This window comes from Streptomyces monticola (genome assembly GCF_042665355.1).
In the GTDB taxonomy this organism is placed as follows: domain Bacteria; phylum Actinomycetota; class Actinomycetes; order Streptomycetales; family Streptomycetaceae; genus Streptomyces; species Streptomyces monticola.
Window position 1 is genome coordinate 1,323,513 of record NZ_JBHTCF010000001.1, and the last position, 12,259, is coordinate 1,335,771.

At 73.5% G+C, this 12,259-nt stretch carries 12 protein-coding genes and 1 pseudogene; 10 read left to right on the forward strand and 3 right to left on the reverse strand.

Going from position 1 to position 12,259, the window contains the following annotated elements; all coding sequences use genetic code 11:
* The first annotated feature begins 34 nt into the window (after nucleotides 1–34).
* From panD to ACFQVC_RS05490, 7 genes and pseudogenes are all read left to right on the forward strand, one after another.
* Complete coding sequence (gene panD, locus ACFQVC_RS05460; protein WP_381826964.1) at nucleotides 35–457, forward strand: aspartate 1-decarboxylase; 423 nt, start codon at nucleotides 35–37, stop codon at nucleotides 455–457.
* Nucleotides 458–505: 48 nt separating this feature from the next.
* On the forward strand, nucleotides 506–850 hold the full coding sequence (locus ACFQVC_RS05465; RefSeq protein WP_381826966.1) for a GNAT family N-acetyltransferase: 345 nt from the start codon (nucleotides 506–508) through the stop codon (nucleotides 848–850).
* 65 nt (nucleotides 851–915) lie between these two features.
* Nucleotides 916–1,575 (forward strand): aspartate/glutamate racemase family protein, encoded by a 660-nt coding sequence (locus ACFQVC_RS05470; protein ID WP_381827132.1) that lies wholly within the window; start codon nucleotides 916–918, stop codon nucleotides 1,573–1,575.
* Nucleotides 1,572–2,042, forward strand: coding sequence for a nitroreductase family deazaflavin-dependent oxidoreductase (locus tag ACFQVC_RS05475; protein WP_381826968.1), 471 nt, complete (start codon nucleotides 1,572–1,574; stop codon nucleotides 2,040–2,042). Before ACFQVC_RS05470 ends, ACFQVC_RS05475 begins: the two co-directional genes overlap by 4 nt.
* 404 nt (nucleotides 2,043–2,446) lie before the next feature.
* A pseudogene (locus ACFQVC_RS05480) lies at nucleotides 2,447–3,412 on the forward strand (glycoside hydrolase family 99 protein); the annotation flags it as partial.
* 558 nt (nucleotides 3,413–3,970) lie between these two features.
* Complete coding sequence (locus tag ACFQVC_RS05485; RefSeq protein ID WP_381826970.1) at nucleotides 3,971–4,294, forward strand: plasmid stabilization protein; 324 nt, start codon at nucleotides 3,971–3,973, stop codon at nucleotides 4,292–4,294.
* 224 nt (nucleotides 4,295–4,518) lie between these two features.
* Nucleotides 4,519–4,725, forward strand: coding sequence for a hypothetical protein (locus tag ACFQVC_RS05490; RefSeq protein ID WP_381826972.1), 207 nt, complete (start codon nucleotides 4,519–4,521; stop codon nucleotides 4,723–4,725).
* A gap of 50 nt (nucleotides 4,726–4,775) precedes the next feature.
* Here the strand turns inward: ACFQVC_RS05490 and gndA are convergent, their stop codons facing one another.
* Nucleotides 4,776–6,215, reverse strand: a complete 1,440-nt coding sequence (gene gndA / locus ACFQVC_RS05495; RefSeq protein WP_381826974.1) for an NADP-dependent phosphogluconate dehydrogenase — start codon at nucleotides 6,213–6,215, stop codon at nucleotides 4,776–4,778.
* 129 nt (nucleotides 6,216–6,344) lie between these two features.
* Here gndA and ACFQVC_RS05500 point away from each other — a divergent pair, with 129 nt between their 5' ends.
* Together ACFQVC_RS05500 and ACFQVC_RS05505 are read left to right on the forward strand one after the other, a co-directional pair.
* The gene (locus ACFQVC_RS05500) at nucleotides 6,345–7,322 is read left to right on the forward strand and encodes an acetylxylan esterase (RefSeq protein WP_381826976.1); all 978 of its coding nucleotides are present in this window, start codon (nucleotides 6,345–6,347) and stop codon (nucleotides 7,320–7,322) included.
* 105 nt (nucleotides 7,323–7,427) lie between these two features.
* Entirely contained in the window at nucleotides 7,428–8,645 is a 1,218-nt protein-coding gene (locus tag ACFQVC_RS05505; protein WP_381826978.1) for a transglycosylase family protein, read from the forward strand.
* A 63-nt stretch (nucleotides 8,646–8,708) separates the two neighbouring features.
* Here ACFQVC_RS05505 and ACFQVC_RS05510 read toward each other — a convergent pair whose 3' ends face one another.
* Together ACFQVC_RS05510 and ACFQVC_RS05515 are read right to left on the reverse strand one after the other, a co-directional pair.
* The gene (locus ACFQVC_RS05510) at nucleotides 8,709–9,893 is read right to left on the reverse strand and encodes a DMT family transporter (RefSeq protein WP_381826980.1); all 1,185 of its coding nucleotides are present in this window, start codon (nucleotides 9,891–9,893) and stop codon (nucleotides 8,709–8,711) included.
* A gap of 416 nt (nucleotides 9,894–10,309) precedes the next feature.
* Nucleotides 10,310–10,981 carry a carbonic anhydrase gene (locus ACFQVC_RS05515; protein ID WP_381826982.1) on the reverse strand — a complete coding sequence of 224 codons (672 nt, stop codon included), beginning with the start codon at nucleotides 10,979–10,981 and terminating at the stop codon, nucleotides 10,310–10,312.
* Nucleotides 10,982–11,511: 530 nt separating this feature from the next.
* Here ACFQVC_RS05515 and ACFQVC_RS05520 point away from each other — a divergent pair.
* Nucleotides 11,512–12,204 (forward strand): IucA/IucC family C-terminal-domain containing protein, encoded by a 693-nt coding sequence (locus ACFQVC_RS05520; protein WP_381826984.1) that lies wholly within the window; start codon nucleotides 11,512–11,514, stop codon nucleotides 12,202–12,204.
* Nucleotides 12,205–12,259: the final 55 nt, after the last annotated feature.

Below are 12,259 nucleotides of genomic sequence, written 5' to 3' on the forward strand. Positions count from 1 at the left end.
AGGGGCGCGACCCTCGACCCCAGGAGCAGAAGCCATGCTGCGCACCATGTTCAAGTCCAAGATCCATCGCGCCACCGTCACCCACGCGGATCTGCACTACGTGGGATCCGTGACCGTCGACGCCGACCTGATGGACGCCGCCGACCTGCTGCCCGGCGAACTCGTGCACATCGTCGACATCACCAACGGCGCCCGCCTGGAGACCTATGTCATCGAGGGCGAGCGCGGCAGCGGCGTGATCGGGGTCAACGGCGCCGCCGCCCACCTCGTGCACCCCGGCGACCTGGTCATCCTGATCAGCTACGCCCAGGTCGACGACGCCGAGGCACGGGCCCTGCGCCCCCGCGTCGTGCACGTCGACGCCGGCAACCGGATCGTCGCCCTCGGCGACGACGCCTCCGCCCCCGTGCCGGACGGCGACACCCGCCGCAGCCCGCACGCGCGCGTACCGGCGTAGGCCCGCCCCGCGTCGCGCAGCGGCCGGCGTGCGCGGGAGACTGGGCTCATGAACAAGATCGAAATCCGGGACGAGCGCGGTCAGGGGCGTATCGAGGCCCGCACGGGCGGTGAAGTCGTCGGCCGTATCGACTACTTCACGCTCGACGCCCCGGCCCGTGCCCTCGTCGCGGTGCACACCGTCGTCGAGCCCGCCCATGAGGGCCAGGGCATCGCCGGTGCCCTGGCGCGGGAGCTGTACGTGATCGCGGGGCGCGAGGACGCCGCGGTGGTACCGCTGTGCCCCTACGTCGCCCGCTGGGCGGAGCGCCACCCCGACGAGGCCCCGGCCGCCACCCCGGCCCTCACGACCGCGGCCAGGGAACGACTCGCGTCGGAGCCGGACAAGTGGTGACCCAGGCAGGACGGGGGCCCGTCGACCGTGAGCGCGCCGAGCCGGAGCGCGGTGGGGTGCGGGGTGTGCTGGCCCTGCTTCACACCTCCCCGGTCCATACCCCCGCCTTCGACGCTCTCGGGGACTCGGAGTGTCCGGAGCTCGTGCTGCGTCACCTCGTGTGCGAGGAACTGCTCGTGCGGGCCCGGGCGGAGGGGCCCGGCGCCGTGGCCGGCGAAGTGCGGGAGGCCGTCGTCGGGGCCGGGCGGGACGGGGCGGGGGCCGTGCTGTGCACCTGCTCCACCATTGGCGGTGTCGCCGAGGCGGCCGGGCAGGCTGCCGGGGTCCCGGTCGTACGGGTCGACCGGCCGATGGCCGTCGCTGCCGTCGCCGCCGGGCGGCGGATCGCGGTCGTCGCCGCCCTGGACAGCACCCTCGGCCCGACCCTCGCCCTGGTCGAGGAGGAGGCCGCACGCGCGGGCCGCCCCGTCGACGTCCGCACCCACGTGGTGGCCGGGGCCTGGGAGCGGTTCGAGGCGGGCGACCGCGAGGGATATCTCGGCGCCGTCGCCACGGCCGTGGACCGGATCACCGGGGCCGACGTGATCGTGCTCGCCCAGGCCTCCATGGCGGACGCCGCCGCGCGGACCGCCACCCGTGTCCCGGTCCTGTCGAGCCCGCGCCCCGGCCTGCGCGCCGCGGCGGCGCTCGCCGTGGGGAACACCGCCTCCGGGTGCGGGCGTTGACCCACCAAACCGACGGAAGGACAGGCGTGCCGCAGGACGAAGAAGTCGTGATCAGCCCCACCGGCTGGGTGGCGGAGCAGGCCCGGCTCTATGAGGAGTCGGGCGGCACCAAGGGCACCACGGTGCAGGGCGCGCCCTGCCTGCTGCTCGACTACCGCGGTCGGCGCACCGGGCAGTGGCGGCGCACCGTCCTGATCTACGGCGAGGACGGCGGCGACTACCTGATCGTGGCGTCGTACGGCGGCGCCGACGAGCACCCGAAGTGGTACCTCAACCTGGAGGCGGAGCCCGAGGTCCGGGTGCAGGTCGGCCCGGAGCGGTTCAGGGCCCGCGCCGAGACCCTCTCCGCCGCGGACAAGGAGCGGGTGTGGCCGGGGCTCGTGGAGCTGTTCGCGCCGTACGCCGAGTACCGGAAGAAGACCTCGCGGGACATCCCCGTCGTGCGGCTGCGGCGGATCGAGGACTGAGCCGAGCCCTGGACCGCGGACAGGCCTGAGGAGCCGCCGCGGCCTTGACAGCGAGAGAGCCGCCCGCCAGCATGCAAACTGCTCGCACTGAGCAGCAATTCCCTTTCAGCGAGACGTAATTGGCGTACGGAAGCCCGCCACGGGTCAACACCGGTGGGCCTTCCGCACGCCGAGCAATGCGCGGCCGGCGCGCGCCTTGCCTGACACCCCACGCACGTCAGGAAGGAAGCTCCATGTCTCGGATGTCTCGGATATCTCGACGGTCCGGATGGTCTGGACGCGTTCCCGCGCGCGCCGTACCCGGCCGGCTGCTCGCCGTGCTCCTGCTCGTCCTCGGCCTCGGCGCGCTCACCCCGCAGGCCGGTGCCCGGCCGGCCCCCACGGCCGGCCCCGCCGCGGCGCAGGACGTCCATCTCTTCTACTACGCCTGGTACGGCGCCCCGGGCACCGGCGGCGCCTGGCGGCACTGGCAGCAGGGCGGCCACACCCCGCCCGAGGACATCGGCGCCGATCTGTACCCGGCCCTCGGCCCTTATGACTCGGGGGACTTCGAGGGCGCCGTGGCCCAGCACATGAAGTGGGTGGCGCGCTCCGGCGCGGGCGTCGTCGTCTACAGCTGGTGGGGGCGCGGCAGTTACGAGGACGGCCTCGCCCGTGGAGTGCTCGACGCGGCACAGCGCGAGGGCGTCCAAGTGGCCTGGCACATCGAGCCGTACGCGGGCCGCACCGGCGCGTCCGTGGCCGCCGACATCGCGTATCTCAACGACACCTACGGCGCCCATCCGGCGTTCCACCGCTCCGCCCGGCACGGCGGCAAGCCCGCCTTCTACGTCTTCGAGAGCCTCAGGACCACCGACTGGAGCGCCCTCGACCAGGTCACGGGCGCGAATATCGTGCTCGCCCAGACCACCGACACCACGAAGATCGCGCACTTCTCCGGGATGTACACCTACGACGGCCTGGCCGGCGCCACCGCCCCCGGCTGGAAGCAGGCCGGCGACCACGCCCGCGCCCACGGCCTCATCTGGGCGCCCTCCGTCGCGCCGGGCTACGTCGACGACCGCGCGGTGCCCGGCAACACCACCCCGACCCTGGACCGGGCCGGCGGCGCCGCCTACGACAAGCAGTGGTCCAACGCCCTCGACCCGGCAGTCGGCGGCTCGCCCACGTGGGTGTCGGTGACCTCGTTCAACGAGTGGCACGAGGGCAGCTCCATCGAGCCCGCCGCGGCCGAACCGCCCCCCGGGCACGGCTATCTGACCTACGACGGCGCCTACGGCAGGACGGGCGCGGACGCCGGGACCGCGTATCTGGACCGGACGGCGTACTGGACGCAGCGGTTCGCGGCAGCGCGCGCAAAGGCCGGGTAGTAGCAGTCCGCAGTACGGTTCGCGGCCGCGCGCCGAGGCCTCGTCCGCGAGGCCCTTCGCCCGCTCGTAGACGGTGGAACGGGTGTCCTTGTCGAAGGGGCGGCCGTCGTAGTCCCGCTCGATGAAGTACTGCTGCACTTCCGGACGGATCGTCTCCATCACGTAGCGCAGATGGCCCACGACGGGATAGTTCCGCAGCACCGAGTGCCGGCGCTGGACGATGTCGTACGTCCCCACGGCGGCGATCACCAGGAGCGGCGCCGCGGCCATCCACCACCAGGCGCTCACGGTGAGGGCCAGGGCACCGGCGGCGAGGGCCACCGCCGCGAGGGCGGCCACGATCGAGGTACGCAGCACGGTCTCGGTCACCTCCTCCCTGCGCCCACCCCGTTCCCTGCCTGCCTACCAGGGGGTTCCGCGGGACACGAGGCGAGGGCCGGTGTTGCGGGGGCACCGCGGGGGGCCGAGGCTGGTGGGTGGTGCCGCCCTGCGGACGCACCACCGGACGCGTCTCGTACGGCGGGCCCACGAAGGTCACCCGTCCGTGAGGAGAAGGCGATGCCCAGCGGCTCGAGCCCCAAGCGGGAACGCCAGTACGAGCACATCAAGGAGAGCGCCGAGCAGCGCGGCGAGAGCACCAAGCGGGCCAAGGAGATCGCGTCCCGCACGGTCAACAAGGAGCGGGCCCGCTCCGGCGAGTCCCGCAGCGCGAGCCGCAGCTCCACCCAGGACATGTCCTCCGGCAAGCGCGGCGGACAACGCTCCCACTCCGGCAGCAAGGGCCCCACGTACGACCAGCTGTACGCGGAGGCCAAGCGGCGCGGCGTCGAGGGCCGCTCGTCGATGGACAAGGCCCAGCTGAAGAAGAAGCTCGGCCACTGAACCGTGGCCCCGGGGCCCGTTATGACACCTGCGGGTGCGTCGTGGCTGGTCGCGCAGTTCCCCGCGCCCCTCCGGGGCGCGGCGCACCACACGGGGATCCGTACGCGTGGACTTCCCGCGCGCGGGAACGCGTGCCGGGAGAGACAGTAGGACCGCGGGCCACAGGCCCGGCGGGCGCGTAGTGGCGCGTCCGCAGTGATCACCCTCCTTTGGAGGAGTTCCCCATGACGCACCCGTTCCCCGACCCCGTTCCTCCCGGGCCGACTCCGGGACCGGGACCCGGGCCCGACCGTCCGGACCCGGGGCCCTTCCCCTCGCCGGTGCCCGACCCGCAGCCGGGCCGTCCTGAGCCCGAGCCGTCGCCGGTGCCGAAGCCGCCGGGCCCCGACCCGGTGCCCGAGCCGGAGCCCGCGCCCGGGCCGATGCGGTAACAGCCCTTCAGGAAGGGGCAGTTACCGCCTGCCGGACGTCCCGCGGAGCGCTACGCCGGCACCTCGGACCGGTCGCCGCCCCACAGCGTGTGGAACGAGCCCTCGCGGTCCGTGCGCCGGTAGGTGTGCGCCCCGAAGTAGTCCCGCTGGCCCTGGGTCAGCGCGGCCGGCAGGCGCTCCGCGCGCAGCGCGTCGTAGTACGCGAGCGCCGCCGAGAAGCCCGGCGTCGGTACCCCCTGCTGTGTCGCGGCGACCAGGACGGCACGCCAGTCGTCCTGGGCCGCGCCGATCTCCTCGGCGAAGCCCTTGTCGGACAGCAGGCTGGGCAGATCCGCGCGGGCGTCGTACGCGGCCCGGATGCGGTCGAGGAACGCCGCGCGGATGATGCAGCCGCCGCGCCAGATCGCCGCCACGGCGCCCAGGTCGATGTTCCAGCCGTACTCGTCGCTGCCCGCCTGGATCTCGTGGAAGCCCTGCGTGTACGACACGATCTTCGAGGCGTACAGGGCCTGTTCGACCTGGTCGGCGAAGGCCGCGGCCTCCGTCTCGCCGAGCGCCGCGGCCTTCGGCCCCGCCAGGTCGCGTGAGGCCTCCCGCAGCTCGGAGTGGCCGGACAGGGAGCGCGCGAACACCGCCTCCGCGATGCCGGAGACGGGCACGCCCAGGTCGAGGGCGATCTGCACGGTCCAGCGCCCGGTGCCCTTCTGCTCGGCCTGGTCCTGGACCACGTCCACGAACGGCTTGCCGGTCGCGGCGTCCACATGGGAGAGCACCTCGGCGGTGATCTCGATCAGATACGAGTCGAGGCGGCCGGTGTTCCAGGTGCGGAAGATGTCCGCGATCTGGGCCGGCTCATAGCCCGCCACGGTGCGCAGCAGGTGGTACGCCTCGGCGATCAGCTGCATATCGGCGTACTCGATGCCGTTGTGCACCATCTTCACGAAGTGACCGGCGCCGTCCGGGCCGCAGTGCGTCACGCACGGGCTGCCGTCGGCGGCCTTCGCGGAGATCTTCTCCAGCATCGGGCCGAGCGTGGCGTACGACTCGGCGGAGCCGCCCGGCATGATGCTCGGGCCGTTCAGGGCGCCCTCCTCGCCGCCGGAGACGCCGGTGCCGACGAAGTGGATGCCCTGCTCGCGCAGCTCCTGCTCACGGCGCCGGGTGTCCGCGAAGTGCGCGTTACCACCGTCGATGATCATGTCGCCGGGTTCAAGGAGCGGTGCGAACTCGCGGATCACGGCATCCGTGGGCTCACCCGCCTTGACCATGACGACGAGCCGCCGCGGTCGCTCCAGGGCGGCGACGAACTCCTCGGCGCTCTCGGCGGCCACGAAGGACCCCTCGTGGCCGAACTCCTCGACGAGGGCGCGCGTCTTCGCCGCGGTGCGGTTGTGCACGGCGACCGCGAAGCCGTTGCGCGCGAAGTTCCGGGCGAGATTGCGCCCCATGACCGCGAGCCCCGTGACGCCGATCTGGGCTGAAGTGCTCATGCCTATAGCTCCTGGACCTGGAATCGGAAATGCTGCCGTTCGGCCCAGTATCCACGCGCGCGGTAATTGCTCTTTCCGACATCGTGTCAGAGCCCGGATCACCCGACGTATCACGGGAGTGTGCTGCTCATGGCCCTGTTCGACCTGCCGCTCGACCAACTCCGGAGCTATCGGCCCGAGTTGCCGGAGCCGGCCGACTTCGACCAGTTCTGGCTCACGACGCTCGCCGAGGCCCGGGAGTGCGATCTGGACGCGCGGTTCGAGCCGGTGTCGCTGCCCCTGCCCGGGGTGCGGGTCTTCGACGTCGGCTACGCGGGCTTCGGCGGCCACCCGGTCAAGGGCTGGCTGGTGCTGCCCGCCGGGGCGCGCGAGCCGCTGCCCGCGGTGGTCGAGTACATCGGCTACGGCGGCGGCCGCGGACTGCCGCACATGCACCTGCTGTGGGCGGCGGCCGGGTTCGCGCACTTCGTGATGGACACCCGCGGTCAGGGCAGCGCGGGCTGGGCCCAGGGCGACACCCCCGACCCGGTGGGCAGCGCACCCGCGTACCCCGGCTATATGACGCGCGGTATCGAGGACCCGCACACCTACTACTACCGCCGCCTCTACACCGACGCCGTGCGCGCCGTCGAGGCCGCCCGCGCGCATCCCCTCGTGGACCCGGCACGGGTCGCCGTCGCCGGGATCAGCCAGGGCGGCGGCGTCGCGATCGCGGTCGGCGGACTCGTACCGGATCTCGCCGCCGTACTGCCCGATGTGCCGTTCCTGTGCGACTTCCCGCGCGGCTCGACGCTCACGGACCGTCCGCCGTACAAGGAGATCGGCCTCTACCTCAAGGCCCGCAGGGGCGGCCGGGAGCAGGTCTTCCATACGCTCTCGTACTTCGACGCCGTGCACTTCGCCGCCCGCGCCCCGGCCCCCGCGCTGTTCTCGGCCGCGCTCGAGGACCAGACCTGTCCGCCCTCGACCGTCTTCGCGGCCTTCAACTCCTATGCGGGCGAGGAGAAAAGCATCGAGGTGTACGAATTCAATGAGCACGAGGGCGGCGGACCTTATCAGCAGGAGGCCCAACTCCGCTGGCTCCCAAGGTACTTGACCAAACCGTGACACGACCCCTTGTCAGGCGCCGCCGCGGGCCCATACGTTTGCGGCGCCTGACGCGTCGGGGAACACAGGTGTGTCCCCCGGAGAATGAAGCTCTAGGGGGCTCTCATGGGCTTACGCGGCCGTCATCGCCGGTACAAAGCGAGCAGGATCAACCGCGCCTCGCTCACCGTCACGGCCGGCGGCGCCGGCATGGCCCTCCCGCTGATCGGCAGCGGCACCGCGGGCGCGGCCGATCTCGAGACCTGGAACAAGGTCGCCGCCTGCGAGTCCACCAGCAACTGGGCCATCAACACCGGCAACGGCTACTACGGCGGCCTGCAGTTCTCGCAGTCCACCTGGGAGGCCTACGGCGGCACGAAGTACGCCCCGCGCGCCGATCTGGCCAGCAAGGGCGAGCAGATCGCCGTCGCCGAGAAGGTCCTGGCCGGCCAGGGGCCCGGCGCCTGGCCCACCTGCTCGACACGTGCGGGCCTCACCCGCGGCGGCGACGCCCCGGACACCGCTGCCTCCGCCGACAACTCCGGCTCCTCCGGCACCGCCGTGCGCAGCGCCGCCAAGCGTGCCGCCCGGCCGCCCGCCGTCAGGCCCGAGACCACCCCGCAGTCCAAGGCGGGCAGGGCCGAGCTGTACACCGTCGTACGCGGCGACAGCCTCTCCGGCATCGCCGACGCCAAGGATGTCGAGGGCGGCTGGCAGCGGCTGTACTCCGCCAACCGCGAAGTCGTCGGCGGTGACCCGGACTTGATCGTCCCGGGGCAGCGGCTCTCCCTGCGCACGGACGGCAGGGCCCCGCGCGCCGAGGAGCGCGAGAAGCCCGCCGAGAAACCCCAGGCCAAGCCGAAGCCGGCCCCCAAACCGAAGCCGAAGCCGCCGCCCAGGGACGACGACAAGGCACAGGGAGCGTCCGCGCCCCGCACCGGCGGCCTCGCCGCACCCGTCTCCGCGAACCCCAGCACCCCGTACCACGCGGCGGGCGCCTCCTGGTCGAGCGGCTATCACACGGGCGTCGACTTCGCGGTGCCGACCGGCACGTCCGTGAAGGCCGTCGCCGGAGGCCGGGTCGTCTCGGCCGGCTGGGGCGGTGCGTACGGCTATCAGGTCGTGATCCGGCACAGCGACGGCAGGTACAGCCAGTACGCCCACCTGTCGGCGCTCACCGTGAAGGCGGGCCAGAACGTGGGCGCGGGGCAGCGCATAGCCCGCTCCGGCGCCACCGGGAACGCGACCGGACCCCATCTGCACTTCGAGGTGCGGACAGGGCCCGGGTACGGCTCCGACATCGACCCGCTGGCGTATCTGCGGGCGGGCGGCGTCAGGATCTGAGGCGCGTTTCAGGGACGGCGGGGTTTGTGCAGGTTGGGCTTGTGCCGGGTGCCGGGTACCAGGTCAGGATCCGACCCGGTCACGGTTGCCCATGTGCTGTCCGCCGACGGGTGCGGGCGCCTGGCCCGGGATGCCGTCCAGTTGTGTGAGGCCCGCCGGATCGTCCGGGACCAGCGGGGACACGGCCGGTTCGGGCAGGGCAGCCGGTGCGGGCAGGGCCGCGGCCGCATCGGACAGGAGCGCCGCCTCGGGAAGAGGCAGCACCGCGGGCGCGGGCGCCGGTGAGACGGCTCCCGGCTCGGCCCCGTCGGTCAGCGGCGGGTGCGGCGTCGAGTGCGTCGAGTGCGGGGCGACCTTCCTGCCGACGGCCGCCTTCCTGCCGACGGCAACCTTGCGGCTGCGGGCCGGCTCCCGCTGCGTACGGCCGATGCGCTCCGTCGTCAGCAGGATCAGCCCGCCCGCCGCGACCACACCGCATACCAGGGCGACGACCGTGCCCGGCGTGCCGTAGCGGAACGATTCGCCGAACAAGGTGAGGCCGACCGCCGCTGCGGCCACCGGGTTCACCACCGTCACCACGGCAAGCGGCGCCGCGAGGCCGGCGCCGCGGTAGGACGCCTGGGAGAGCAGCAGCCCGCCGGTGGCGAGGACGGCGATCACCGCCAGGCTGGACAGACCACGGAACGCCGCGTCCGAAGAGAGGTCGACCGCGACCGACTTGGTGAACACCGAGGCCATGCCGAACGCGATGCCCGCCGCACCCGCGAGCAGCACACTGCGCACCACCGGGTGCCGGTGCACCGCATGGGCCGCGATCATCAGCGCCACGACCGCGCCGAACGTCGTCACCGCGACGAGCAGCCGCTCGGAGCCGCCGAGCGAAGTCGAGTCGACGCCGTCGGTGAGCGCGAGCAGACCGGCGAGCCCCACCGTCGCCATGATCGCGCCGCGCCACGCGGTGGGGCCGGCTCCGCGGCCGACGAACAGCGCCGCCATGGGCAGGGCGAAGACGATGGTCAGGGCACCGAGCGGCTGCACCACACTGAGCGGACCGAACGCGAGGGCCGCGACGTGCAGGGCGGCGCCCAGGCTGTTGAGTCCGACCGCGATCCACCAACTCGGGCGGCGCATGGGGGCGTAGGGGCGGTCGGGGCTGCTCACCGCCACGCGTTCCTGGATGATCGCACCGCCCGCGTACGCCACGGCGGAGATGAGGGAGAGCAGCACAGCCAGTGCCAGGGCGCTCATCGGCTGCTCCTTGCCTGCTCCTGTGGCTCCTGCGGGAAACGGTCGCCTTTCATAACATCCACGATGACGTCCGCATTCCACCGCGTCGTCGTACCTGAGCAGGCATTTGCTCCTACTGCCGATGGAGTACGGGGCACACCGCGTACACCCGAGGGTGGTCGCCACCGGCCGAGGCAGGGCCCGTCGGGCCGTACTCGCCCGCCAGGTCATCGCAGGCCAGAGGGCCGGTCCAAAGGGAGGCGCAGCCGGCTGGAGCCCGCCTTGAGAAGTGCTCCGGCAGGGGTCGAGGGCGAAACGGGGTGCGGGCGGCTCCGAGGAAATTTCCGGGGCCGGGGCCGGGGCCGGGACCGGGGGTGGGGCGGGGGAGCGGGGCGACTCCTCGAACTTGACCTCGACGCACGGCGGGTCGGCACCGGTCACGCCCGGTGGAAGCGGACCTTCCCGGAGTCGAGGTCGAAGAGCGCTCCGGTGACGGTCGCGGTTCCGAACGCGCCGTCCCGGGTGAGGCGGGCGCAGACCCGGGAGATGTTCGCCCGCACCGCGTTCTCCACCCAGTCACCGGCAGTGAAGCGTGTGCCCCGCGCGGCCGGGGCGATCTCGTCGACGACGCGGGTCAGATGGCCGTGCACCGGTGCGCCCGTACGCACCTGGCGGACCGCGGCGGACACCGCCCCGCAGCGCTCGTGCCCGAGGACCACGACGAGCGGGACGCCGAGTTCCTCCACGCCGTACTGCACGCTGCCGAGCACCGCCTCGTCCAGGGCGTGCCCCGCGGACCTGATCACCAGGAGGTCGCCCAGGCCCTGGTCGAAGATGTGCTCCGGCGGCACCCTCGAATCGATGCAGCCGAGGACGACGGCGAACGGATGCTGCCCCCGGGCGAGGGAGCGCCGCCACCCGCGCCCTTCGTGCGGATGCCGGCTGTGCCCCGCCGCGTACCGGGCGTTGCCGTGCCGGAGCCGGGCAAGCGCACGCCCGGCGGTCCGCGGCGCCGCCACGGGGGCCGGCGGCCCTCCGTCCGGCCAGGCGGCGGCGGGCACGGCGCCGAGCCCGAGCCCGAGAAAGGCCCTGCGATTGCGGTGCGTCATGGCGCCAGGGTGAGCGCCCCGGCGCTCGGGCACGCCGGGTTCGGGCCAGGTGCGCACATGTGGGTGACGCCCGGAACGCGCCGCCGCCCCCTGGACGGGGCCCGCGGCCCTGCTGCCCAGAGCTCTGTCACCTCCGCGTGGCCTGGGCGTACCGCCCGCGTGCCCCGTGCCTCTCCTCCGCGTGGCCTGGGCGTATCGTCCGCGTGCCCTGTGCCTCACCTCCGCGTGGCCTGGGCGTGCCGTCCCCGTGCCCCGTGCCCCGTGCCTCACCTCCGCGTGGCCTGGGCGTACCGCCCGCGTGCCCCGTGACCCACCTCCGAGTGCCCTGGGCGTACCGCCCGCGTGCCCCGTGACCCACCTCCGAGTGCCCTGGGCGTACCGCCCGCGTGCCCCGTGACCCACCTCCGAGTGCCCTGGGCGTACCGTCCGCGTGCCCCGTGCCTCACCTCCGCGTGGCCTGGGCGTGCCGTCCCCGTGCCCCGTGACCCACCCGCGCGTGCCCTTGCCCGGGCGCGCGGCATGATGGGGGCGTGGATCTTCAACTGCTCGGCTCCGTGGGCGGATTCTTCGCGTTGCGCACCGGCCGGCCCAGTCGTGCCGTACCGCTGGCGGAGGTGTACGGGGGTGACGGGAGGCCGCTCGCCGTGCGCGTGGACAAGGTGACGGCGCGGCTCGGGGCGCCGGAGGTACGGATCGGGGTGTCCGTGGCCCACCTGGGACTCGTCGCCCGTCTCTGGTCGGTCGGACTCGGCGCCGCCGTGCTGCACGGGCGGCTGCCCGACCTCGACGCGGAGCGGCTGAGCTGGGACCCGGACGGCAGCAGTCCGGACGATCTGTGGCTCGACGGGGTACGGACCGTCGACGCCGACCGCATCGGCGAAGTCATCGTGGACGGCCATCTCGCCCCGCTCGCCGCCGCCCTGCGTCACCACTACCGGATCTCCGCGGCCCTGCTGTGGGGCAACGCGGGCTCCGCGCTCGCCGGTGCCGTACGCGAACTGCACGCCTGGGCGGGACGCAGCGGGCGCCCGGAAGCAGCGCGGTCCGCCCTGGACCTCGGTCACGCCCTCTTCCGCCGCCCCGAGCTGCACGCCACCGGCACCCTCACCACCACCGGCCCCGCCCCCGCCTTCCGCCGCCGCAGCTGCTGCCTCTACTACCGCTGCCCGAGCGGCGGCCTGTGCGGCGACTGCTGCTTCGACCGCCCACCGGGCCGGAGTTGAGCCCCGAGTAACCCGGCCGCCGGACGGAGGGTTTCGGCGCCGCCCGCCGCCCGCC